Raw genomic sequence first — 24,705 nt, 5'->3', positions numbered from 1 at the left:
CTCGCGGAGGCGATGGTCGGGCAGTGATGGAATCCGCCCACAGTACGCCGTTCGACGCGTGCATTTTTGCCGCTCTGCGCTACAGTGGTCCCGAATCCGGTCCCGCGCGATCCGCAGCGGAATTTCATGGCAGTTCTTGAATTTCCAGTGATCAAACGCTCCCCTTGGCAGGTTCAATGCGCGGTGGTCTTCGCGCTGATGATGCGCGAGATCAAGACCCGCTTCGGCGGGCGCTGGACGGGCGTGTTCTGGTTGATCGGAACGCCACTGTCGCAGATGGCGATGATGGCCTTCATCAACAACGTCCTGCGCGGCCGGCTCAGCCGAGGCTCCTACGAGTTCCTTCCGTTCCTGATCGTCGCGCTGATGCCCTACATGCTGTTCCGGCGGCTGTGGGGTCAGCTGATGAGCTCGGTCGGTGCCAACCGCGGCCTGTTCGGGTTTCGCCAGGTCAAGCCGCTGGACACGATGATTTCCCGCACCATCGTCGAGGGCACGCTGCATGTGCTGATGCTGGTGCTGACGCTGCTCTTCCTGGGGCGGATCGGGTTTTATCCGGTCGTTCCGGTCGATCCGTTGATGTACACCTACGTCACGTTCCTGTTCCTGATGCTGGGGGCCGGGCTGGGCTTGATGTCGGCGGTCATCATCGACGTGCTGCCCAAGTTCGATGTGCTGGTGTCGCTGATCGCCCTGCCGCTGTACTTCATTTCCGGCATCCTGTTCTCGGTCGACAACTTCCCGCCTCAGCTGCTCGTGTACTTTCTGTACAACCCGGTGATGCACTTGGCCGAGCTGGCGCGCATGGCCTTTCTTCCCGGCTACATCCCGGTGGCGGGGATCAACTTCACCTATCCCACCGAGGTCATCGTGTTGATCTGGGGGCTGGCGATGAGCATGTACAGCGTGCGCCGCCAGAAGCTCATCGCCCACGACTGAGGCCGGCATGATCGAGCTGATCAATCTCACCAAGTCCTACCCGACGGTCAACGGGCGCCATTACGTTTTCCGGGACCTGAACTTCACGTTTCCCGATGGCATCAGCATTGGCCTGATGGGGCGCAACGGCGCCGGCAAGTCGACGCTGATGCGCATCATGGGCGGCGTCGATACCGCCGACAGCGGGGTCGTCAACACGCCGCACAGCATCTCGTGGCCGGTGGGTTTGGCCTCCGGTTTCCAGGGCTCGCTGAGCGCGCGCGACAACGTCCGCTTCGTCTGCCGGTTGTACGGTGCCAGCGGCGCCGAGATGCAGGAGAAGATCGCCTTCGTGCAGGAGTTCGCCGAGATCGGCAAATTCTTCGACCTGCCGATGCGCACCTATTCGGCGGGCATGCGCGGCCGGGTGAACTTCGGCATCAGCATGGCTTTCAAGTTCGATTACTACCTCGTCGATGAAGGCATGGCCACGGGCGATCCGGTGTTCCGCAAGAAGGCGCAGAACGTCTTCAAGGAGCGCACCAGCGGCTCGAACCTGATCCTGGTCTCGCACAACATCTTCGATATCCGCGACCTGTGCAACCAGGTGGTGGTGCTGGAGGGTGGCAAGGCCACCCTGTACGAAGACGTGGAAGAGGGCCTGGCCGTCTATCAAGGTCCGCAGAAACCCAAGCCGGCGAAAGCCCAGAAAAAAACATGATCAAGCTGAAATCACTGACGACGCGGCGCCTGCTGATCTGGCTGCTGCTCGTGCCGACGCTGCTGGCGATCGTCTATTACACGGTGCTGGCCCGTGGCCGCTATGTCAGCGAGAACATCGTGGCGGTGCTGAACACCCAGGCCGGCACCGCCACGCCAGGCACCGTGACGACGATCGGCACCCTGACCGGTTCGACCAACCCGGTGGCGCTGAGCGACACGATGTACCTGCAAAGCTACCTGCAGTCCGAGGACTTGCTGGACAAGCTGCAAAGCACCATGCAGATCCGCCAGCACTATGCCGACGGCGGGCTGGATGTGTTCTACCGGATCTATTCCTGGATGAGCAAGGAATACTTCCTGGACTACTTCCGCAACCGGGTCACCTCGGCGATCGACCCGAACTCCGGGCTGATCACGGTCGAGGTGGAAGCCTTCGATCCGGCTTACGCCCAGCGCATGGGCAAGGCGATCATCGAGCAGGGCGATGAGTTCCTCAACGGTTACTGGCACAAGATCGCGCTGGATCGCCTGAAATTCACCGAGCAGGAGGTCAGCCGTTCCTGGAAGCGGTCCCAGAACGTCAAGGCGCAACTCATCGCGTTCCAGTCGCAGCACAAGCTGCTCGATCCGGTCGCGCTGGCCCAGGCCAACACGACGTTGACCTCCACGCTGCAGGCCAATCTGAACCAACAGGAGGCCGCGCTCAAGTCCGCCCTGGGCTACATGCAGGAGGACTCCTACCAGGTCAAGGTGATGCGCGACCAGATCGCGGCCACCCGCAGCCAGTTGAGCGCCGAGGCCGCGCGGGGCACGACCGGCGACGCGTCGGACCAGCTCGCGAGCCTGCAGGTCCAGTACCAGACCCTGATCACGCAGGCCGGCTTCTTCGACACCGCCTACCAGGCCGCCTTGCTGGCCACCGAGCAGGCTCGCATGGATTCGACCCGTCGCCTGCGCTGGGTCGTGGTGGTCGAGCAGCCCACCAAGCCCGAGTCGGCCATCTACCCGCAGCGCCTGTACGACATCGCCACCGTCTTCGTCCTGTGCCTGATCCTTTTCGGCATCGCACGCCTGATCGTGGCGACCATCCGCGAACACCTGGATTGAACATCATGAAGCTCTCATTCCGAACGATCCTCTTCGGCGCGGCTCTTTGCGCGAGCGGTGTCGCCCTGGCCCAGACCGCCGGCCCCACGCCGTCAGCGCCCACACCCACGCCGACCGCCGGTTCGCCCGCACCGACGCCGACGGCCGGGACCACCACGCCGCTGACCACCCTGGCCCAGCCCGCCATCCCGGCTCCCACCGGGTCGGTCAGCGTGCCGCCGGCCGGCGCACCGGTGGTGCCGTCCACGCTGGCCTTGCCGCTGCCGGTCAATCCGTCCACCAGCGCCACGCCGGTGATGTTCGGCTCGCAGATCTTCACCGGGCGCTTCAGCGCGCTCAGCTTCACCGGATTCAACCCCGATTACCAGGTCACCGTCGGCGACCGGCTGCTGGTGCGCCTGTGGGGCGCCGTCACCTATGAGGCGTACCAGAACGTCGATGCGGCCGGCAACATCTTCGTGCCGCAGGTGGGCCCGGTGCACCTCGAGGGCGTGCGCAACAGCGAGCTCAACCAGCATGTCGTGGACCGCGTCAAGAGCGTGTTCAAGGCCAATGTCGGGGTCTACGTGACGGTCGATTCGGCCCAGCCGGTGAAGGTCTTCGTCACCGGCTACGCCAGTGCGCCAGGCATGTACGCCGGCCTGTCGTCCGACTCGATCATCAGCTTCCTCGACAAGGCCGGCGGCGTCGATCCGAACCGCGGCAGCTACATCGACGTTCAGGTGCAGCGCGCCGGCCGCGTGCGAGCCCACGTGAACCTGTACGACTTCCTGCTCAAGGGCCGGCTGGCGCCGATCCAGTTCCAGGACGGCGACATCATCTCGGTGTTGCCGCGCCAAAGCATCGTGACGGTCAACGGCCAGGCCCTGAACCCCTATGTGTTCGAGTTCCCGGCCGGCACCAGCCTCGCCGCGGCCGACCTGCTGAAGCTGGCCGTGCCGATGGCCAATGCCACCAATGTCAGCATCCAGCACACCAGCGGCGGCAGCCCGACGGTCGACTACCGTCCGCTGGGCCAGCTGGCCGGCGTCAGCTTCCATCACGGCGACGTGGTGACCTTCAACGCCGACCAGTACGCCAGCACGATCCTGGTGAACGTCAACGGCGCCGAGCTGGGCGACCAGTCGTTCGCGATGCCCAATGGCGCCACGCTGGGCGACCTGCTGGCCAAGCTGACGCCGGCGGCCAGCGCGAACATGGCAGGCATCCAGCTGTTCAGAAAGTCGGTCGCGGCGCGGCAGAAGGCCACGCTGGAAATCTCGCTGCGGCGGCTGGAGTCGATGGCCTTGACCGGGCGCTCCAAGACGCTGGAGGAATCGCAGCTGCGCACGCTCGAATCGACGATGCTGCTCAACTTCATCGACCGTGCCCGCACCGTCGTTCCGCTGGGCCAGGTGGTGCTGGCCGACGCCGAGCAGGCGCGCAAGCTGCCGCTGGAAGCGGGCGACACGATCAACATCCCGGCGCGCAGCAACACGGTGCTGGTCAGCGGCGAGGTGCTGTTCCCGAACGCGCTGCTGTACAACCCGAAGTTCAGCGTCGACGACTACGTCGCGCAGGCCGGCGGCTACATCCAGCCCAGCGGGCATGACCATCAGCTGGTGCTGCGGGTCGACGGCAGCGTGGCGCCGGCTGGCTCCGTGCCCGCGCCGGGCGACGAGATCATGATCCTGCCGAAGCTCGAGAGCAAGAACGTGGAGCTGTGGCGCGCGCTGACGCAGGTGATCTACCAGATCGCCGTCTCCGCCAAGGTGGCGCTGGGCCTGTAGCCGGCAGGCGCGGAGCGATGATCTTCGCTCGCAAGAAGCCGTCGCCGCCCGAGCCCGGGTCGTCGGAGTTGCGTGCGTCAAGTGCGCCCGCGGTTCGGGGGCATGTCGAAGGGTTGGAGGGCCTGTTGCTGCGCGGCTGGGCCTGCACGGATTCAGGGCGGGAGGAACATTTCCAGCTCCGGTGCAATGCACAGACCCTGGAGATCGTCGCCATTCGGCTGGAGCGCGAAGACGTGCGGGCGGCGGTGGGTGGCGAGCGGCTGCGCCTGGGGTTCGAAGTCGAGCTGCCGTCACAGGTTTGGCGCGAGGCGTCCTCCGACGGCGGACTGGCGCTGACCCTCCTGGTCGACGGCACCGTGCTGAACGCGGAGCCGCTGCGGCTGCACCGCAGGGATCTGTTGTCGTTGATCGACCGCGAGCGTCGCAGCGCTGCGCAGGCTCCGGTGGAGGACGGCAGCGCTGCGCCTTCGGCGGACGCCCCCCATCGACAGTACCGCACGCTCCAGTTGATTGAGCACGCGGCGGCGGCCGGCCTGACCGCCGCCGAGCCGTCGATGCTGTCGCCCGAACAGGCGAGGTTCCTGTGGCAGCAGGCCGCGCGGTTCGGACTGTCCGACTGGCTGGGCGCGGGGCCGCGCGACGTCCAGGTCGACGAGCCCGGCGCGGCGGTGATCGACGACCAGGGCAATGTGGTTCTCTGGCGCCTGCTGCGCGAGTTCAATCAGACGGTCGCCGACCTGCCCGAGGCCGACCCGGTGGAGGGCTTGGTCCGGGTGCTGCAACGCAACCGGGCTCCGGGTGACGTGCGCCAGCGCTTTCTGCTGGCGGTCCTGCCTTATTTCTGCAGTCGCGGTGCTTATTTGCGACTTCGTCCGCTGTTGGAGGGGGCGATGCTGCGGCCGCTGATGGCCTGCAACCAGGCCTGGGAGCTTTCGCTCGTGCTGCCCGAGCTGGTGGCCTGCGCCGATCTCGAGGCTGCGACCCAGGTGCTGAAGAAACTGGCGACGGCGCCGGGTTGGCTGAACACCGAATGCCTTGCCGAATCGGTGCGCCTGCTGGCGCGGCATGGCGAGCACACGCCGCTGGCCTCGGACGATGTGCAACCGGTGATCGGCGCGTTGATGGGACTGTTCGACGCGCATGGCGCCAGCTATTGGACGCGCCTGCACGACGTGCACCTGATCGATGGCCTGGTCGAGTTGCTGGCCTTGCGGGCGGACCTGCCGGGCCCGGTGGCCTATCGGATCGAGCAGGACGCGCTGTGGCTGCACGCCCTCAACCCGTCGTTCTGGCACCGTCTGACGGCGCGAGTTCCCGGTCAGCGCGACTGGCCCATCCGGCTTCACGATGCCTATCAGCAGTTTCTGGTCGTCCAGGCCACGCTGACCCAGCCGCGCCCCTTGGGGCGGGGTGACATCTGGCTGCTGCAGCCGCAGTTGTCGGTGGCCCGCTCGGTCGGCAGCGACGATGCCAACCACATCACGCGCGAAGTGCTGCTCGCGCTGGTTGCGGGGGAGTCGGGCGTCAGGGACGCCGCCGCCGCCGCCGCGTTGCTGTCCGGCATCGCCCGCTCCGAGCCGCTGCGTCTGGCCGCGCACCCGCTGGCCACGGCCGACTGGGTGGGCTCTCCCGTTCAGCACGCCGAACGCATCCGCCAGGTGACGGGCGTCCCGCATCCGCCGGCGCGCGCCGTGTTGGTGGCCGAGATGGCCCGGCTGCGGGGCCTGGGGGATCCGCAGTCGGTGGCGGCCCTGGCCGATCCGGCAGGCGACGAGCGTCGCTGGCACGCCTGGCGCCTGCTGGGGGGACAGGGCCATTACTTCATCGGGGTGAGAGTGGCCGCACTCTCGTGGGTGCTGCAGCGTGAAGTCCTTGGCCCGGGCTGGGCCGAGGACAGTTTGTACGGGGTACGCGAACTCTGGCTGTCGGCCTATGCCGAGTGCGGCACCCACGCGGTGCCGCCCGAGGCCTTGATCGGCGCCTGGAGCGTGCTGAAGCGAGCCCATCGACGCCAACCGACCGAGCTGCTGGCCAGCCTGTTGGCCGATTGGGCACGGCACCTTCACCAGCGCTGGGGTCACGCCGTCGATCGGACGCTGCCGCCGGACGCCGGCATGCGCCGCCTGTCGGTGCCGCAACCGCTGGCGTCGACGCTCGTGGCGATCTATTCCTGCCGCCGTAACCTGGACAGCCGGGTGCGCCTGATCCGCGAGACCTGGGCGCGCGACCTCGACGCGCGCGGCATCGCCTGGGTGGTGGTGGTGGGCGATGGCGACGGCGCTTTGCACGATCAAGTCCTCGAACTCGACGTTTCCGACGCCTACGAAGCCCTGCCGGCCAAGACGCTGGCGCTGATCCGCTGGGTGACCGAGCACACCGATTTCGAACACCTGCTGAAGATCGACGACGACTGCCATCTCGCGGTCGACGCCTTCTTCGACCAATCCACCCATCTCGCGCAGCACTACCTGGGTCGGCGCCTGCACCGGAGTGAAGGCGGCACCGACCGGCGCTGGCACCAGGCACGCTCGTCGACCCCCTTGGCAGCCCAGGCGCTCGATAAATCTCCCGAGCCCTCGGTCTACGCCGATGGCGGCGCCGGCTACTGCTTGTCGCGCTATGCGATGGCCAGCGTGCTGGCCACGCTGGAGACCGATGCCGGGGCGCGGCTGACCCGCAGCGCCTACATGGAAGACAAACTGTTGGGCGACCTGCTCGCGCTGGCCGGCTTCGCGCTGTCCAGCGAAGGCCATGAAACCCTGGTTCGTCGCCGCTTCGGCAGCAACGCCCACCCGGTCAACGCCTACCAGAACGTGTTCTTTCCGGGGCCCTGCAGCCCGACGGTGGTCAGCCACCTGGACGACGCCGCGCGCCTACCGGAAGTCCAGCGCGGCCTGCAGCAAGTGGCGCTGCGGCCGGCCCGCATCTGGCCCACCCACTCGGCACCGGTGCTGGGCAGTCCCGCCGGCACCAACCAGCTCGAATTGCTCAGCGGCGAGGCGGGTGTGCGGGCACTGGGCGATGCGCCGCTGATCGTCGTCGCCGTGGCCCGCAACGAGCGGGTGCTGATGCCGCACTTCCTGGCCCACTACCGGGCCCTGGGCGTCCGTCACTTCGTGATGGTCGACAACCTGTCCGACGACGGCACGCGCGAACTCCTGCTTCAGCAAGACGATGTCGTCCTCTACAGCGCCGACACCGAATACCGCCACTCCCATTTCGGCGTCGAATGGCAGCAGGCCGTGCTGGGCGCCCATGCGCTGGGCAAGTGGGTCGTGCTGGCCGACATCGACGAGTTCCTGGTCTACCGCGATTGCGAGCATCGCCCCGTGACCGACTGGATCGCCGGTCTGGCGCAGACCGGGCACGACGCCGCCCTCACGATCATGGTCGACATGTACCCGGAGGGCGATCTCGCCGACGCCGACTTCAGCAAGACCCCGCCTTTCGAGGCCGCCCCCTATTTCGACCGGCAACCGGTGCGGCGCTGGCATCTCGGCTCGGGCTGCTTCTCCAACGGGCCGACCTATCTCAGCGCGTTGCGCCATCGGCTGATCCCGGATTCGGCACCCAACCTCTACACCTCGCAAAAGCTGGCGGTGTTTCGCTATCAGCCGTGGGTGCGCCTGTCGGAGGGCCTGCACTACGCCTCCAACCTGAATCCGGCGCCCGAGCCCGCCTGCTTCGCGCACTTCAAGTACCACGCCGGATTCAAGAGCAAGGTCTTGCAGGAGGTGGCGCGCAAGCAGCACTTCAATGGCGCCGAGGAATACCGCAAATATCTGGCCCTGCTGGCGGAGGCCGATCGGCCCCTGCGCGATCCGGCGCTGTCGTGCGAGTGGTCCGGCAGCGCGCGCCTGATCGATCTGCTTCAGGCCTGAACGCCTGCCCGGCATGAATCCCGCCGCGCTCGATCCGACCGATCCCACACCCCCGAGTGCCATGACCGCGCAGACGCACAGAATCCATTTTTCGACGCCGCTGTTCGAGAGCACGCTGTCGCCACGCGCCTTCGGGAGCGACAACTGGGGCAAGGTCAATGTCTTCGAGCAGGTTCTGGACGGCCCCGAGATCGGCAAGGGCGAGGTCTTCGAGCAGGGCATGGTCTACAAGGCGTTCCGCTCGGTTTTTCTCGGCGGCGCGGGGTGGCAGTCGACCCAGTGGTTCAAGTACAACCTCAAGCTCATCGAGTCGGGCCGGCCGCTTTGGAACTGCCACACTAAGGCCGAGTTGCTCAAGCGACTGAACGGCGAGGTGCGCTCGCTTTACGAGTCGATCAAGGTCAACGGCTACCTCGATCAGGTGGAAATCGGTCGGCGGGCCAAGAACCCGTCCAACGATCTGGCGGTGTTCGGCCAGGTCGGCTATCACTCGACGCTCGGTCCGCACCACGAAATCAAGATCGGCATCAACGAGGCCGGCGACCTGCTGTTCCTGGACGGGCGTCACCGCCTTGCCATTGCCAAGCTCCTGTCGGTCAGCCGGATTCCCGTGCGGGTGGTCTTCGTCCACCACGCATTTCTTGAGCAACGGCTGGGTCGGTCTCCTCAAGCCGATCCCGCCTTGAGCTCCGGATCATGGCCCAAGGAAGATGTGTCACGCGCCATTGCCGAGCATCTCAGAGGTCTGAAGGAGGGCAAAACCATGAACGCCTACATCACCCACGACGAGTATCTCGCCGCCACCAAGGCGGCCTCCAGCGGCCACTGGAGGAATGCGGCGGCCCGCTGGGATTACCACAAGAGCGCGATCGACTTTGTCCGCTTGTCGAAGCCGGCGGCGCCCGATGCCGTCCTGGAGATGGGCACCATGGGCGTGTCGCTGGTCCACGGCAGTGACACCATCGACTATGCAGAGAAGTGGAACTACAAGGGGTTCAACCCGACCTACCTGCACGATGCCCGCAGCCTGCCTTGGCCCATCGGCGACAAGCGCTATCACGTCTTCGTGGCCTTGCGGGTCTACCACCACCTGTGGCCGCTGCAGCGGGAATGCTTTCTGGAAGCAAAGCGGGTGGCGAGAAACATCGTGATCGTGGTGCCCGAGAAGTACGACGTACCCGACTTGAAGGACACCTCGGTCGGCATTTCTGAGGCTCAGTTCACCGAATGGAACAACGGTGTCGCGCCGACGGTGTCGGTGCGGTTTCCGGACTGGATCGGAAAGATCTACTACTGGAACGAAGAAGCGCTGTCGTCTTGAGGTCGGGCCGGGTCAACCGCTGCGGGCCCAGGCCGTTGGGCGCGTCGGAGCAAAGCCGGCGAGCGTCGACAACGCGGCGATCAGTTCCTCCAACCCCCGGAAGTGCTTGTAGCGATGACGGGTGTGCTGATCCCCGGACTGCATGACGTTCCGCGCAAATGCGGCATCGGCCTCGGGGCTGCGCGCGAGATTCAATTCGGTCAACAGCCGGTAGAGCCGCTCCTCGCCTCGGGACGCTTCGGTCGGTGCATAGAGTTCCTCGAAGGACACGGCCGTCGGCCGTTGTCCGTGCCCTTGAAGGAGATCCCACGCTCGTTGCAAGGTCTGCGTGCAACGGGTCTCATGGGCGATCAGATCGTCAACAGGCAGCGGTGCGTCATCCACCGATCCGGTCTCCGGATCGATCGTCGACCCTGCGACCTGCGGTGGTCCCCAGATGCCGCTCACGTTCGCGAAATGCAGCGACAGGAGGCGGTCCGCCGCGTTCTCACGGTACAGGAACAAGTGACCGTACCCGGCCTGCGAACTGGCCCGGGCCAGCGCCTGAGTGACAGGCCACGGCACCATTTCGACGCAATGCTTGATGACCGAGGGCCGCGCGCAGATCTGACGCATGCGGGCTTCGAGCATCGCGATGTCGCCGCTGTCGAGCCAATGCCGGGTGACCGCGCCGTGAACCCGATCCCCGTTGAAGGGTTCATGTTGCGTGCGCGGCAGGCCGGCACGCGCTTCAAGGGCCGAGCAGAGGTTGGTGCCGCCGGTGCGTTGCAATGTCCAGAGGATGAAGGGCGGCGAGCTCGCGAGCATGACAAGGGGTTGAGGACTACGCGTCCAGAATACCTCACAAGCTCGGACCCATCCGCACCCCGGAGTGCGCGTTGCCGGCGACATAATCGATCGCACCCCACGGACCCTTGTCGGCATCCTGCATGAGTTCAGAAGCCCCAGCGAACGACCCTCGCCGCGCGCCGTTCTTCATCGTCGGCTGCGTGCGCTCGGGGACCACCCTGCTGCGCGACGCCTTGCGCCTGCATCCGAATCTGGCCTGTCCCGAGGAGACCAACTTCCTGCGCTGGGGCGACCCGGCAGGCACGGACAATTTCAGCCGCATGCTGATGACCAATCCGGTCTTGCGGCGACACCGCGAACTCGACGGCGTCACCGAGCTGGAATTCAAGGAGATGCTCCGGGACTGCCGCTCGCGCGCGGACCTCTACAAGCGCTACATGGCCTTGTTCATGCAGCGCCGCAAGCCGGGTGCCACACGCTGGTTCGACAAGACACCCCAGAACGTCTATGGCGCCCTGCTCGCCGCCAGCACCATGCCGCGCTCGAAGTTCGTTCACATCGTGCGCCATCCCCTCAACGTGGTGGCCAGCCTGCGCATCGGCAAGGTCATCAAGGTCGACAGCCTCAACGGGGCCATCAACTACTGGACCGAGGCGGCCGGCATCGTGCGCGGACTCAAGCGGGCCTATCCGGCGCGGGTTCATGAATTGCGGTACGAGGACTTCGTTGCCGATCCGCTGGCCGGTCTGCGCGCTTTGTGCGAGTTCATCGATGAACCGTTCGACGCCGACCATTTCGCCACGCTGACCACCCAACTGGTCGATCATCGGCCCGAGGGGGTGCTGAGCGAGGCCGACGTGCAGACCGTCCGGAGCCGCTGCGCCGCCGGGATGCGCCGCTATGGCTACCTTGACGCCGAATCGCCGCCGGCCCGTGGCGAGTGACGGTGCCACACCACGTCACGGGCCGCCCGGCAGGTGGGGCAATCGTTCAAGGGATAGGCGCGATCGCGCGAGTCCGTGACACTGGCCCCCAGGTTTTCCTGTCCGCGCCGGACGACATCCCCGGGCCGGACCGGTCGACGTGGCCGGCTCAGCCGTTTGCCGTGCAGTCATCTCGCTCGGTTTGCATTACGATCCTGCTCGATGGCGTTGCCCTCCTTTCTTTGCATCGGCGCGACCAAGGCCGGCACCACCTGGCTTAACGAGCAGTTGGAGCAGCATCCGGGTGTCTGCATGCCGGTCGTCAAGGAGTTGCACTACTTCAGCGCCCTGGAGTCGGCCAGCCATCGCAAGTGGGCACTCAAGGCCGTCTCGGCGGCATTCCAGCGCGAGCTGCGCCGGGCCCGTCAAGGCAAGGGCGGGGAGGCCGCCCGGGCCTTGATGCCGCACCTGCGCTCGGTGGTGGCGATCGAGACCTTCTCGCCCGCGTGGTACCGCGCGTGCTTCGAGCGGCCGGACAAGGCCGGCGGCGTGGCCGGTGAAATCACCCCGGCCTATGCCGAATTGAGCGACGAGGGCGTGACCGAGGTCGTGCGCCAGCTGCCGCAGGTGCGCATCATCCACATCCTGCGCCACCCGGTGGACCGCGCGCTGTCGCATCTGCGCATGGCAGCGTATCGGCGCGACGCCGAGCCCAGCGCCCAGGGTCTGCTGGCCCTGCTCGCCGCCAACGACCAGATCTTCACGCGGGGGGATTACCAGAACCAGTTGCCCCGCTGGCGTCGCTTCGTGCCGCCGGAACGGACCCTGATCGTTCCGTTCGGCCGGGTGCGCGAGGCGCCGGCGGCCTTGTTGGCCGAGGTCGAGGACTTCATCGGCGTGCCGCATTTCACTGGTTACGTGCTCGATCGGCAGGTGAATTCGACCCGAGCGATCGACATTCCACCCGAGGTGCTGCAGCATGTCACCCAGCGCGTGCAGCCTGCCCTCGACTTCCTGCAACGCGAGTTCGGCCCCGGCTTCGTCGAAGCCAGTCGCTGACCCGCTCCACCCACCACGCCTGTCGCATGCCCCAGCACCCGAACCCGCGCCGCGCCAAGTCCCCCGGTGAGCCGACGGCCGCGGCCGGGCAGGGCGGTGGAGGGCACAAGTCCAAGGCGCAGAACGTCCAGAAGCTGTCCGCAGGGCGGCGTGGCGGTCATCGCCAGGCCGGCGTGCCGGCGGGCGCGGTGACGCTCAATGGCGTGCCCCTGATTTATCTGAACGTGCCGAAGTCGGCCTGCACGACGATCAAGAACCAGCTCTACTTCATCGAGCACGGCCGCTACATCGAGGAGCCGCTGGACATCCATGCCTTCGACGGCCTGCTGCGCAGCCGCGAGCGCACGCCGGAGACCCAATCGCTGTTCGGCGCCCAGCTCGCCCGGCCGCATCTTGTGTTCACCTTCGTGCGCCATCCCGGCAAGCGCACCTACTCGTGCTTCAGCGAGAAGATCTTTCACCAGAGCAAGTACTCGTTTCCCAAGGTACGCGACTACATCGTCGCGAACCACGGCCTGCGGCTGCCGGCCGCCGGCGAGATGGGCTACACGCTCGAGGCGCACCGGGCCAATTTCATGCGCTTCCTCGACTTCGTGCAGGCCAACTTCGCCCGCCAGACCCCCGTGCGCGTCGATGCCCACTGGGGTCGGCAGTCGGAGATCCTGGAGCATTTCCAGCGCTATTTCCTGATCGACTTCATCGGCCGCGTCGAGCATTTCGAATCGCAGTTCGCCTACGTGCTCGACCAGTTCCCGTTGCCCCACCGGCCGGACCTGGGGGTTCGCTTCAACGAAGGCCCCAAGCCGCCGTTCAGTTACGAAGAGATCGCCGACGCGGCCGTCGAGGCCCGGCTGCGCGAGATCTATGCCGACGACTACAGCCGCCTGGGCTATGCCAGCGAATCCTGATCCCCTGGACGCGCCATGAAGACCTGCATCCTGCACTTCGGCATGGCCAAGACGGGCAGCAGCTCGATACAGTCCACCCTGTTGCGCGCGCCGGCCAGCGACGCGTTCCACTACCTGACGCTGGGCAACGGCAATGCCGGCAGGGCGCTGGCGACCGCGTTCATGCCCAAGCCGCGCCAGTTCCGGCCAAACCGCAAACAAGGCCTCAGCGACGAGGACCTGCGCGAGCGCAAGGCCGAGGTGCTGGCGCAACTCGAACAGCAGTTCGCCGGCCCTCAGCCGCGGGTGATCGTGTCGACCGAGATGCTTACCAATTTCGACTCCGCCACGCTCACCGGCCTGCGCGACTGGCTGATGGCGCGGGTCGATGCGGTCCGCCTGATCGGCTATGTGCGCGAGCCGGCCTCGTTCATCGAAAGCATGTTCCAGCAGTCGCTGAAGAACGGCAACAGCCGCTTCGATCTGGCGCGGCGCTATCCCGGCTACCGCAGCCGGTTCGAGCCGCTCGAGCAGATCTTCGGACGCGACCAGGTCAGCTATCGCCGCTTCGACCCACAGCGGTTTCCGTCGCAATGCGTGGTGCGCGACTTCCTCTCGGCCATCGACCTGAGCCTGCCCGAATCCGACATCCGCCGCATCAACGAAGGCCTGTCGCGCGAGGCCGTGGGTCTGCTCTACGCCTACCGCCAGATCCACCCCAAGTTCGAGGCGGGAGCACAGGGCATACGCCGCAACCGGCGCCTCATCCGTCTGCTGGCCAAGGTCCCCGGCGACAAGCTCAAGATCGAACCCTCTTTGCTGCGCGAGGTGGTGGACGCGCAGGCGGACGACCTGGCCTGGGTGTCCGAGCGGCTGGACTCACCGCTGCGACCCAGCTACGCGGTGCCGGGGATGCCGGTGATCGCCAGCGAGCATGATCTGCTGCGCCACTCCGACGCCACCCTGGGCTGGCTCAGGACGCGCCTGGGGGCCCGGCATGCACCGGGCGTGGACGAGGCGATGGATCCGGCCCGCCTGGCCGAGGTGCTGGACGCCTACCTCGGCCGCGTTGCACGCAAGACGGCGGACGTGTCGGCCACCGAGCCAGACGCCGAGCCGGACGTCGAGGGGGCCGACGACATCAGCGACGATGCCGACCTGGGTGAATCCGGCGACCTGAGCCGCCTCGACGACGACCGTGCGGCGGCCCCCGACGAGCCCGGCACCGTCCGGCTCGACGTCGGCATGCTGGCCCGCCGGATCCGCGACGCCGCTCCCGATGCCCCGATGACCGAGGCCCAACGCGAGGCGCTGGTCGTGGCCGCGCTGGCCCAGTTGCGTCAGGCCTGCCTCAGCCCCGGCGCGGGGTTGGAACTCGTGGGCCTGGGCCAGATCCGCCAGCGCCGCGCCGCCGCCGATGACCCCTCGGAGGCCACCGTCCGACTTCAATTCCGCGTCGAGGCTGCCACCAGGCAGGAGGGGGAGGCCAGCTCGGACCCTGCCGAGTCGACGCCGACGCTGGGGCAAGGAACGTCATGAGCCAGTGCATCGTCCATTTCGGCATGCCCAAGACCGGCAGCACCTCGATCCAGGCCACGCTGCTGGCGGCGTCGCCCTTGCCAGGCACGACGTTCCTGAACGTCGGCGTCGGCAACTCCAGCCGGGTCCTGGCCACGCTGTTCATGGACCGCCCGCAGGATTTCCACCTCAACCGGAAGTGGGCCGTCCCGCAGGAGCAGCTCGACCAGGAAAGCCAGGCCGCCCGGGCCACGCTCGACCAGCAGATCCAGGCCAGCGGGGGCCAGCGCTGCCTCATCTCGGCCGAGGTGATCAGCACCCTCAGCACCAGCGCGCTCCAGCGCATGAAGGCGTGGCTGGACGAGCGCTTCGATGACGTGCAACTGGTCGGCTACGTGCGCGCTCCGATGGGCTACATGGCCAGCGAGTTGCAGCAGAAGATCAAGGCCGGGCAGGGGATGGTCGACCTGGCCAAGCGCTATCCCGCCTATCGCCAGCGCTTCGGCAAGATGGAAGAGGTGTTCGGCCGCGAGCGCATCCGCTACTGGAAGTTCGATCCCGCCCGCTTCCCCGGCAACGACGTGGTGGCCGATTTCCTCCAGCGCCTGGCGCTGGAGGTGCCCGCCAGCGCGTTCCAGCGTTCCAACGAAAGCCTGAGCCGCGACGGCCTGGCGCTGCTCTACATCTATCGCAAGCTGGGGCCGGGCTATGGCACCGGCCGTGGCAGCGTCGAGGAAAACCGTCGCATGCAGCGCTACCTGCGCCAGGTGGGCGGGCCGAGGATCCGGCTCAGCGCCGAGGTCGTGCGCCCGATCCTGCAGGCCCAGGCCGACGACATCGCCTGGATGGAATCGCGCCTGGGCGAGTCGCTGGCCGAGCCTCCGGGCATCTCCGGGGCCGACGCGATCGCCGGCGAGGACGACCTGCTGCATCCGTCGCCGGCCGCGCTGGCGTGGCTGGCCGCCGAAGTGGGGCAGGCGGCGCCCGACGCGCAGGCGCTGCCGACGCCTGAACAGGTGGCGCAGTGGATGCACCAGCTGCGCGAGAAGATCGCGACCGGCGGCCGCCGCGGCAAGCTCAAGGACAACAGTGCCCTGGTGCAGATGCGACGCGTCGGCGCGCGCGCCCTGGCGCAGCAGGCGCTGCAACGCGCCGGCCTGGCGTCCGACGTCTCCGTCGCCGACGCCCAGGCCGCTGTCCAGCAGGTGATGGATGCGCTGCGCGACGCCTTGTCGGCGCCCGCGGTCGGAATGGTCGAAGTGGCCGGCCTGGGGCAATTCCAGCTGCGCCCCAAGGCCGCTGCCAAGGCCAGACAGGCCGGCGCGGGGGGCGCCTGGGCCTGGTCTTTTTCGCCGAGTGACGATCCTGCGCCCACGCCGTCATCGCCATGATCAAACGCGAATCCCTGGTCGTTCTCGCCCGCATCGAGCGCAACGCGAAACAGCTTCGAGCGATCGCGGTCAAGGACGCGGCCATCGCCGCCGCGTCGCCATTGCTGGTCTGCTGCGCGCGCAACGAGATGCCGCGCTTTCCGGCCTTTCTGGCGCACTACCGCCGGCTCGGCGTGGCGCACTTCCTGGTGATCGACAACCAGTCCACCGATGGCCTGTCCGACTACCTGGCGGCTCAGCCGGATTGCTCCGTCTGGCTGGCCGACGGCAGCTACAAGGCGTCGAACTTCGGCATGGACTGGTGCAACCACCTGCTGGCCCGGCATGGCGTGGGCAAGTGGTGCGTGACGGTCGACCCCGACGAATTCCTGGTCTACCCCTACTGCGAGGCGCGCGGCCTGCGCAGCCTGACCCGCCAGATGGAAGCGATCGAGCAGGACAGCTTGTTCACCGTGCTGGTCGATGCCTACGGCCCCGGCCGACTCAGCCAGGCCAACCTGACCCCCGACGCGGACCCGTTCGCGCTGTGCCCGTACTTCGACCGGTTCAACCTCACGCAGCGCTACAACGAGGCCAACCGCAATTTCTGGGTCCAGGGCGGGGTGCGCATGCGCCGCTTCTTCGCCGACAAGCCCGAGCAGGCGCCGGCACTCAACAAGGTGCCGCTGGTGCGCTGGCGCAAGGGGCTGTACTACGTGTCGTCGATGCACCATCTGAACGAGCCCAGCCTGAACTGCACGGTGTTCCAGCGCCCAGACGCGATTTCCGGCGTGCTGTTCCACTTCAAGTATGTCAATCTGCTGCGCGAGAAGGCGGCCGAGGAGTTGCAGCGCGGCGAGCATTACGCCGGCAGCGTCGAGTACAAGGCCTACCTCGATGCCGGCGACGTCGTGCTCTACGACCCGCAGTTGTCGATCCGCTTCGAAGGCAGCGCGCAAATGCAAAGGCTGGGATTCATGCAAACCGGCACATGGTTTTGAGCCCGCCCGGCGCCTGCGCTGCCGAAGGGCCGGCAGGATTCGACAATAATCAATCGGGTGGCCGCGCCGGGTTGTCCAGGCCCCCGCTGTTCGGATGTCGCGCCCAGGGAGTTCCCGCATGAAAGTCTCGATCAAGCCACCCGTCGAACCGCATCTCCAGGTGGCCCGGCCCGCGTTCATGATGATCGGCATGATGCGCAGCGGCTCGAATTTCCTGGAACGCAAGCTGGGACTGCTGCCCAGCATCCGTTGCCACGGCGAGCTGTTCAATCCGCAGTTCATCGGTTTCGCCGCCGAGTACAAGGACGGACTGCTGGGCATCCGCCGCGACGATCTGGCCGCGCGCAACCGCGACCCGGTCGACTTCCTGAATCGGGTCATTGCCGCCAGCGACCGAGAGCAGGTGGGTTTCCGGATGTTCCTCGACCACGACCCGCAGGTGACGTCGGAGGCGCTGTACAACCCCGAGGTGCGCAAGATCGTGCTCACCCGCAACCTGCTCGACTCGTTCATCTCGCTGCAGATCGCCCGCGAAACCGACGTCTGGCTGACCACCGAGGCCAACCGCAAGCGCGAGCCGGAACAGGTGCCCGTGGACGTCGCCGACCTGACCACCTTCGCGCTGCGCCAGTCGCTCTACTACAACGACGTGCTGACCATCCTGCAGCGCACCGGCCAGCGCTACTTCCACATCGACTACTCCGAGATCAAGGACCTCGACGTGCTCAATGGACTGGTCGATTTTCTAGGGGTGAAGGACCGTTTCGAAACGGTGGAGGAGCCGATCAAGCGGCAGAATCCCGGTCGTCAACAGGACAAGGTCACCAACTACAGCGGGCTGCTGGAAAGCCTGCGCCAGAAACGTCTCGCGCGCTGGTTCGTATGACCCCGAAGGGCGTTTGAAGTGCTTCTGACATCGCATGAAAATCGCCATCCTCCTGCTATGCCACGAATCACCGGACCAGATCGCGCTGCGGCTGTCGTCGCCGTTCTACGCCAGCGCTGACGTCAAGGTCTACGTCCATTACGACGCGCGGCGCGGCGCCGCGGACCTCGAACGCCTGAAGGCCTTGCTGCCTGCCGACCTGCAGTTCGAGCTGCTGACGCAGCGCGAGACCTGCGCCTGGGGCGAGTTCTCGCTGGTGGCGGCCACCCACCGCCTGATGGCGCAGGCGCTGGCCGACACCGGTTTCCAGGCCGACTACCTCGCCCTCGTCAGCGGCAGCTGCATGCCGATCCGGCCGCTGGCCAGCCTGCAGGAATTCCTGCGCCGGCGCCGCGGCATCGATTTCATCCAGGCGGTCGACATTTCGCAGCGAAGCTGGGTCAAGGATGGCCTGGAGCGCGAGCGCTTCCAGTACTACTTTCCGTTCAACTTCCAGACCCAGCGCCACTGGTTCGAACGCTTCACCGCCTGGCAGCGCCGCCTGGGCATCGAGCGCACGGCGCCGCCCGGCCTGCGCATGCATTTCGGCTCGCAGTGGTTCTGCCTGACCCGCGAGACGGCTGCCGGCGTGGTGCGCCGGCTGGACGAGCCCGAACTGCGGGCTTTCTTCCGCCGGTCCTGGATCCCCGATGAATTCGCGATCCAGACGCTGGTGGCCGACGTGCAGAAGCCGGCCTTCATCGCCGGCCACAACCTCACCTACTACGAGTTCGATGACCAGGGCCGGCCGCTGGTGCTCGACAACGGGCATTACGCGCACCTGATGCGCCAGCCCTTTTTCTTCGCCCGCAAGGTCTCGCCAGATGCGCTGGTGCTGACCCGCGAAATCCATGCCCGGGTGGTCAGCCAGGAGCACGACCTCAGCTATTTCAACCGCGCCGGTCACGCCACCAACGACTACCAGCGGTTCCTGGCCCATGCGCTGAGGGTGCGCAGTGCCCGGTCGCACATCGGCACCGCCGAGGATCCGTGGCGCGGCGTGATGGACTTCAGCCACCGGCCGTATTACGTGCTGTATGCCGCGTCGAGTCGCTACCTCGAGCACCTGCTCAGCGCGGCGCGCGTCGGCGGCAGCCTGCCCATCTTCGATTTCCTGTTCGATCCCGCCCGACTCGTGCCGGCCTCGGAAATGGGCTCGTGGCGCGGCCTGCAGAGCGGCATGCGGGCCCGGCGCGATTACGACCCCTGCGCCTTCCTGCACGAAGTGGTCAACCTCGACACCCAGCGCAACAGCGCCTTCGCGATCAACCCGGCCGTGCCGTGCTGGGCGCGCAATTTCGTGCTGTGGGATCCGAATGCGACCCTGGTGTGCTGCGATCCGCCGGACCAGAACCGATTCCAGCTGGCGGAGGCCGCGCTGCGCGAGATGAACGCCGCGCACGAGGCACCGTTGATGACCGCCACGCTCGATGCCGTGGCGGACCAGTCGCGCTGGCTGCCGCTGGCGCACTATGCCCAGGCCATCCACGAGCACAAGCACACCTGCCGGGCCATCCGGCTGCAGGACGTCGGCAATGGCGAAAAGGACGCGACGCTGCTCGCGCTCAAGGCCGCCGTGCCGCGAGTCGATGCCGGCCGGTTCTATGCCTCTCGGGACTGGGCCCAGGCTCGGCTGCGGGATGCCCATCCGGACCTGACATGAGCTTCTCCGCCCCTCCCTGCGTCATCCTGACGCGTCGGCGCACCGGCGCGGCCGACCTGTACCGGCTGTTGGGCAACTACCTGCCCTGGGAACGCAAGGGCAACGAACCTTTCCTGTGGTCGCGGTCGATGGGCGATGTCTCCAAGCGTTTCCACGCCGGCGAACTCGACGTGGCCAAGCAACTGCTGTACGCCGAGCTGAGCAAGGGCGTCACCTTCAAGCACCAGTTCGAGACCGAGTCCTGGGGCTTCAACACGTTCTTGCTGCAGGCACTGGAGGCCTGCGGCTACCGCGTCATCCGGGTCGAGCGCGAACGTGAAGACGAGCGCTTGTTCTCGCTGCTCGTCGCCAGCCACTTCAGCACCTGGGCGCGCGAGGGCATCGAGGGCGTGCGCGAGCGGCTGCGGCAGCGCGAGCCGGCCCCCGACATCGCCGCCGCGCGCGTCAGTGCGCTGGTGCGCGACGAAGCGGGCTACCGCCGCTGGATCGACGCCGAGCTGCCCCGCTACCGCCTCGACTGCCTCACCGTGACCTACGAGGCCTTCTTCCGCAACGGCGTCAAGGCGCTGTCGCTGGCCGACGAGATCTTCGCCTTCGCCGGGTTGGGGTCGCGTGCGTCGATCCTCGACGATGCCTCCTTGCTGCGCTTCATCTTCAGCGGCGAGCACCACACCCTCGGGTTGATCGACTACTCCGAGAACCTGTTCCGGGTGCATCAGCAGATCGTGGCCGAGCTGGGCGCAACGGACACGCCACCGCGGTGACCTGAGCGGGCGGCCTGGCCTCGCCTGCCCAGGCCAGGAGCGGGCCTCAAGGACCGCCGGCCTGCGCGGCCTTGGCGCCGGTTCTCGCAAGACGGCGCTCACCCATGGACTGGCCGAGGTCGTCGAGCGCTGAGTCGCTCAGCAGTCTCGCGGCCATGGGCAACAACAGGGTGTCTTCGCAGGCAAGGAGCCGCTCCCAAGACGCGACGAAAACGGAGACGTCCCCTGCTGCCAGACCCTGGCTGCCACCGGCAGCGAGCTGCGCCAGTGTGACCCGAAGGCGCCGCCACTGCGCCTCGATGGCGCGGTGATCGGTCGTCAGCGAGGTCACCAGTGCGCGGATGCAGGTTGCATCCGAGCCCGCCATCGACTCGAGGAGGGCCGGGAAGAGGCCGACCTCTTCGTCGGCAAGGTGGTCTCGGATCGCGGCGTCGAAGTCGGCCATGAGGGCGACGGCCACGTTGCGGGCGTCGCTGTCAGGTGCTCCGTCGGCAAGCGGCCCCATCAGCCGCTGCAGCGCGGCGCAGGACTGCGTCAGGCGACGATGACAGGCGGTCAACATCGCCAGCGGCGCGACGAAGCCCTGATCAGTCGAGTCGGGGGCCGGCAAGAGCGGCGTCATGGCCTGGGTGTCGGCAGCCCGCACGCGGCCGGTGCAACGGGAGCGACGTGCCGGGCCGCATCGGCTTCGCGCTCGAACATCCGCTGCAGGTCCAGGCCGGGTCCCGAGCCCGGTGCGTCGCAGGCCAGGTCGTCGAAGCGGGTCAGCGTGCTGCGCTCGCCAGCCATCTGCATCACGCGGCTGTCGCGCGAGTCGGCCCCGTAGGCCAGCAGGCCGATGTGCTTGCGCTCCAGGTAGGCCAGGAAGCCGCGCACGGTGTTGATGTCGGCCATGTTGCAGGTGCGCGCCCAGTGGCTCCATTCGGTCACCACCACGGCGTGATCAGCGGCGAAACGGCCGAAATGGTCCTCCCACTTGGGCACGCTGTTGAGGTCGTTCCGCAGATAAGGGTGGACGCCGTAGACCAGCTGGTTCATCGGGTCGCTCAACGCCGGCGCGCCGCGCAGCGTGCGCGCTCCGTTCATGCCGTCGACCAGCAGCACATTGCCCACCCCTTGCGACCGCAAGGCGTTGATCACCGCCTGGTGGCCGCTGCGCCACGCCTCCCAGGCGGTGGCGTCGGGCGGGTTGGCGCTTTGGGGTTCGTTGAACAATTCGTAGACGACGCCGCGGTCGTTGGCGAACATCGGCCCCAGGGTCTGCCACGCCCGCAGCGTGGACTCGCCGGGCAGGGTCTCGACCGCCTTGACCCGCGTGCGGCCCTGCCACTGCATCGACAGGAACACGCTCAGGCCGTTGCGTCGGGCCAGCGCCACCGCCTCGCGAAGCTGCGCCAGGTAGGGGCGCGAGAACTGCGGCGACTGCGGATCGATGAAAGGCAGGCCGACCTGATAACGCACCGTGTCGCCGTGCAGGAACTTGACCGTGTCCATGTTGACCTGGCCGAAATTCTCCTCCGCTGCGCGGGTTTCATCGTCGGTCTTCCAGCCTGGCGGCACGATGCGACCGAAGTACGACAGACCGCGGGGCACCCAGGGCACGCAATCGCGCAGCAGTTCGCGGCCGCCCAACACGCTGACCGCGCCGGGCCCGTTTGGAGCCGCCGGATCCGCCTGGGGCGGTGCCGCCTGCGCACACGCGATCACCATCGACAGGCCGGCCAAGCATGCGCGTGCCCAGCGAGGGAAGGGGGCCACAGCTGCGGACGCGTTCATGGGCGACTCCCGAGAAGGTGAGGCGCCAGCGTACTCGCCGGGGAGGCGGATGGCCAGTGCCGTCCTGGGGATTCGCTGGCGCCCTTGCGGCGGCGGCATCGGCCAGCGGCCGATCGCTGAGCGAAATAGCCCTGTTATCGATTGCAATTCGCCTCAAGCAAATACGGTCGTCTGCCGACAATCCATGAGCAATGTGACCGCTCGGTGCGCCGCCCAATCCGGGGGGTGCGCTGCCGCGCCCGCCGGGATCGATTCAAGGAAACACATGTCTGCCGTTCTCTCCCCTACGCCGACCTCGTCCGCTCCGGGCTCCAGATTCCAGGACAGCGAGGGCGGGTTCTTCGCCTACCACGGCATCTGGGCGCCCGGCGTGCGGCTGTTCCGGCAACTGCGGTTTTCGACCAAGGCGCTGATCATTTCGCTCGCGTTCACCGTGCCGATGGTGGCGGTGCTGGCCTGGCTGAGCGTGGGCGACTACCAGCAGGCGCAGCAGGCGCGCATGGCCGCCACGCGCCAGCACGTCGAGATCGCCCGGGGCGTCGTCGCCTGGGCGCAGGCGCAGGAAGCCAGCGGAACGATGTCCCGGCAACAGGCCCAGCAGACGGCGTTGCGCGTGCTGGCGGGGTTGCGCTACGACGGTGGCGAATACTTCTGGGTCAACGACATGCAGCCGCGGGTGCTGATGCATCCGATCAAGCCGGAACTCGACGGCAAGGACGTGAGCGATCTGAAGGATCCCAACGGCTTGCCGCTGTTCAAGGCCTTCGTCGACGAGGTTCAGCAGCACGGCAAGGGCTTCGTCCGCTACCAGTGGCCCAAACCCGGCCAGGACCAGCCGGTGGACAAGCTGTCCTATGTGATGGGATTCGAACCCTGGGGCTGGGTGATCGGCTCGGGCGTCTACAGCGGCGACCTGCGCGAGGCGGCGCTGCGCAAGGCGGCCTGGGACACCGGCATCGTCGCCACGTCGCTGCTGCTGGCCGCCTACCTGTTCCTGTGCTTCTACCGCGTGATGGACGGCGGCCTGCGCGAGACCCGACGTCATTTGCGCGCGATGACCAACGGCGACCTGACCACCTCCCCCTCGCCCTGGGGCGGCGACGAGGCGGCGCAGCTGATGCTCGAACTGCGGGCGATGCAGGATTCGCTGCGCGGCATGGTGCTGCGGGTGCGACGCTCGACCGAGGACATCGTCCACTCCAGCAGCGAGATCGCCTCCGGCGCGATGGATCTGTCCGCCCGCACCGAGCAGGCGGCGGCCAACCTGGAAGAGTCCGCCGCGTCGATGGAGGAAATCTCCTCGACCGTCAAGAGCTCGGCCGACCATACGCAGCAAGCATCCCAGATGGCGCGCCACAACGCCGAGACCGCCACCGAGGGCGGGCGCGCGATGCGCGAGGTGGTGCAGACGATGGAAGACATCCGCGCGTCGTCGGCACAGATCGGCGAGATCATCGGCACGATCGACAGCATCGCGTTCCAGACCAACATCCTGGCGCTCAACGCCGCAGTCGAAGCGGCCCGGGCCGGCGAGCAAGGCCGGGGATTCGCCGTGGTGGCCAGCGAAGTGCGCACCCTGGCCCAGCGCAGCGCGGACGCCGCCCGTGAGATCAAGACCCTGATCGGCCGCAGCGTCGACCAGGTCGAATCCGGCACGACCCGCGTGCGCAGCGCCGGCGTCACGATCGAGGAGATCGTCGAATCGTCGAAGCGCGTCGACCACCTGCTGGGCGAGGTCGCCACGGGCGCGCACGAGCAAAGCCTGGGCGTGGGCCAGATCGGCCAGGCGGTGCAGGAGCTCGACCGCATGACCCAGCAGAACGCCGCGCTGGTGGAGGAAACCGCTGCCGCGGCCTCGGCGATGAAGGACCAGGCGCACACGCTGGCCGAAGAAGTCGCGCGCTTCATCATCCCGGCGGGCCTGACCCTGGCCGTCGCCGATGAATCCGTGGCGCCGGCCGACTTCGATTTCGACAAGGCGATCGAGGCCCACCGGGCCTGGAAGGTCCGCTTGCGCAAGGCCATTGCCGACCACGCCAGGCTGGACGCCGACACCATTTGCCGGGACGACCAGTGTCCGCTGGGCCAGTGGATCCACGGCCCGGGCGGTAGCCGCTGGGGCCAGCGCCCGACGTTCGTCGAACTGGTCGGCAAGCACGCCGAGTTCCACCAGACGGCGGGCTCCGTGGCGCGCCAGATCAACGCGGGCCAGTATCAACAGGCAGAGCGACTGATCGGCTCCGGCTCCCGGTTCGCCCAGGTCTCCAGCGAAGTCTCGACCCTGTTGACGCGGGCCAAGCGCGGTCTTTGA

19 protein-coding genes are annotated in these 24,705 nt (G+C 67.2%); 16 read left to right on the top strand and 3 right to left on the bottom strand.

Annotated elements, in window-relative coordinates:
* Positions 1-147: 147 nt before the first annotated feature.
* From AC0N04_RS03005 to AC0N04_RS02980, 6 genes are read left to right on the top strand one after another with little or no spacing between them, the layout of a single operon-like run.
* Positions 148-939 carry an ABC transporter permease gene (locus tag AC0N04_RS03005; RefSeq protein ID WP_474278465.1) on the top strand — a complete coding sequence of 264 codons (792 nt, stop codon included), beginning with the start codon at positions 148-150 and terminating at the stop codon, positions 937-939.
* A gap of 7 nt (positions 940-946) precedes the next feature.
* On the top strand, positions 947-1,639 hold the full coding sequence (locus AC0N04_RS03000; RefSeq protein ID WP_474278463.1) for an ABC transporter ATP-binding protein: 693 nt from the start codon (positions 947-949) through the stop codon (positions 1,637-1,639).
* On the top strand, positions 1,636-2,748 hold the full coding sequence (locus AC0N04_RS02995) for a KpsE/RkpR family capsule polysaccharide export protein (protein WP_474278461.1): 1,113 nt from the start codon (positions 1,636-1,638) through the stop codon (positions 2,746-2,748). Before AC0N04_RS03000 ends, AC0N04_RS02995 begins: the two co-directional genes overlap by 4 nt.
* Positions 2,749-2,753: 5 nt before the next feature.
* The gene (locus AC0N04_RS02990) at positions 2,754-4,517 is read left to right on the top strand and encodes a polysaccharide biosynthesis/export family protein (RefSeq protein WP_474278459.1); all 1,764 of its coding nucleotides are present in this window, start codon (positions 2,754-2,756) and stop codon (positions 4,515-4,517) included.
* A gap of 17 nt (positions 4,518-4,534) precedes the next feature.
* Complete coding sequence (locus tag AC0N04_RS02985; protein WP_474278457.1) at positions 4,535-8,398, top strand: glycosyltransferase family 2 protein; 3,864 nt, start codon at positions 4,535-4,537, stop codon at positions 8,396-8,398.
* 13 nt (positions 8,399-8,411) lie between these two features.
* Positions 8,412-9,719 carry a hypothetical protein gene (locus AC0N04_RS02980; RefSeq protein WP_474278455.1) on the top strand — a complete coding sequence of 436 codons (1,308 nt, stop codon included), beginning with the start codon at positions 8,412-8,414 and terminating at the stop codon, positions 9,717-9,719.
* Between the two features lie 12 nt (positions 9,720-9,731).
* On the opposite strand, the gene AC0N04_RS02975 is transcribed toward AC0N04_RS02980, so the two are convergent.
* Positions 9,732-10,526 carry a hypothetical protein gene (locus AC0N04_RS02975; RefSeq protein ID WP_474278453.1) on the bottom strand — a complete coding sequence of 265 codons (795 nt, stop codon included), beginning with the start codon at positions 10,524-10,526 and terminating at the stop codon, positions 9,732-9,734.
* Between the two features lie 122 nt (positions 10,527-10,648).
* On the opposite strand from AC0N04_RS02975, the gene AC0N04_RS02970 reads away from it, so the two are divergent.
* The 9 genes from AC0N04_RS02970 to AC0N04_RS02930 all read left to right on the top strand — a co-directional run bounded on the left by AC0N04_RS02970 (position 10,649) and on the right by AC0N04_RS02930 (position 20,618).
* The gene (locus AC0N04_RS02970) at positions 10,649-11,452 is read left to right on the top strand and encodes a sulfotransferase family protein (RefSeq protein ID WP_474278451.1); all 804 of its coding nucleotides are present in this window, start codon (positions 10,649-10,651) and stop codon (positions 11,450-11,452) included.
* A gap of 201 nt (positions 11,453-11,653) precedes the next feature.
* Positions 11,654-12,490: a sulfotransferase gene (locus AC0N04_RS02965; protein WP_474278449.1), complete on the top strand. Its 837-nt coding sequence runs from the start codon at positions 11,654-11,656 to the stop codon at positions 12,488-12,490.
* A 26-nt stretch (positions 12,491-12,516) separates the two neighbouring features.
* A complete protein-coding gene (locus tag AC0N04_RS02960; RefSeq protein WP_474278447.1) occupies positions 12,517-13,398 on the top strand; it encodes a sulfotransferase family 2 domain-containing protein in 882 nt (293 codons plus the stop codon).
* Positions 13,399-13,413: 15 nt separating this feature from the next.
* A complete protein-coding gene (locus AC0N04_RS02955) occupies positions 13,414-14,916 on the top strand; it encodes a hypothetical protein (RefSeq protein WP_474278445.1) in 1,503 nt (500 codons plus the stop codon).
* Entirely contained in the window at positions 14,913-16,286 is a 1,374-nt protein-coding gene (locus AC0N04_RS02950; RefSeq protein WP_474278443.1) for a hypothetical protein, read from the top strand. Before AC0N04_RS02955 ends, AC0N04_RS02950 begins: the two co-directional genes overlap by 4 nt.
* Positions 16,283-17,266, top strand: a complete 984-nt coding sequence (locus AC0N04_RS02945; protein ID WP_474278441.1) for a glycosyltransferase family 2 protein — start codon at positions 16,283-16,285, stop codon at positions 17,264-17,266. Before AC0N04_RS02950 ends, AC0N04_RS02945 begins: the two co-directional genes overlap by 4 nt.
* Positions 17,267-17,384: 118 nt before the next feature.
* Entirely contained in the window at positions 17,385-18,152 is a 768-nt protein-coding gene (locus tag AC0N04_RS02940) for a hypothetical protein (RefSeq protein WP_474278439.1), read from the top strand.
* Between the two features lie 34 nt (positions 18,153-18,186).
* Positions 18,187-19,854, top strand: coding sequence for a beta-1,6-N-acetylglucosaminyltransferase (locus AC0N04_RS02935; RefSeq protein ID WP_474278437.1), 1,668 nt, complete (start codon positions 18,187-18,189; stop codon positions 19,852-19,854).
* Positions 19,851-20,618 (top strand): hypothetical protein, encoded by a 768-nt coding sequence (locus AC0N04_RS02930; RefSeq protein ID WP_474278435.1) that lies wholly within the window; start codon positions 19,851-19,853, stop codon positions 20,616-20,618. Before AC0N04_RS02935 ends, AC0N04_RS02930 begins: the two co-directional genes overlap by 4 nt.
* Before the next feature lie 46 nt (positions 20,619-20,664).
* Here AC0N04_RS02930 and AC0N04_RS02925 read toward each other — a convergent pair whose 3' ends face one another.
* Positions 20,665-21,240 carry a hemerythrin domain-containing protein gene (locus tag AC0N04_RS02925; protein ID WP_474278433.1) on the bottom strand — a complete coding sequence of 192 codons (576 nt, stop codon included), beginning with the start codon at positions 21,238-21,240 and terminating at the stop codon, positions 20,665-20,667.
* Positions 21,237-22,394 carry a glycoside hydrolase family 5 protein gene (locus tag AC0N04_RS02920; RefSeq protein ID WP_474278431.1) on the bottom strand — a complete coding sequence of 386 codons (1,158 nt, stop codon included), beginning with the start codon at positions 22,392-22,394 and terminating at the stop codon, positions 21,237-21,239. Before AC0N04_RS02920 ends, AC0N04_RS02925 begins: the two co-directional genes overlap by 4 nt.
* Positions 22,395-22,659: 265 nt before the next feature.
* Here AC0N04_RS02920 and AC0N04_RS02915 point away from each other — a divergent pair, with 265 nt between their 5' ends.
* Positions 22,660-24,705 carry a methyl-accepting chemotaxis protein gene (locus AC0N04_RS02915; protein ID WP_474278429.1) on the top strand — a complete coding sequence of 682 codons (2,046 nt, stop codon included), beginning with the start codon at positions 22,660-22,662 and terminating at the stop codon, positions 24,703-24,705.

It is taken from the genome of Ideonella sp. sgz306126, from assembly GCF_056032705.1.
This window is presented reverse-complemented; position numbering and strand designations above follow the sequence as displayed.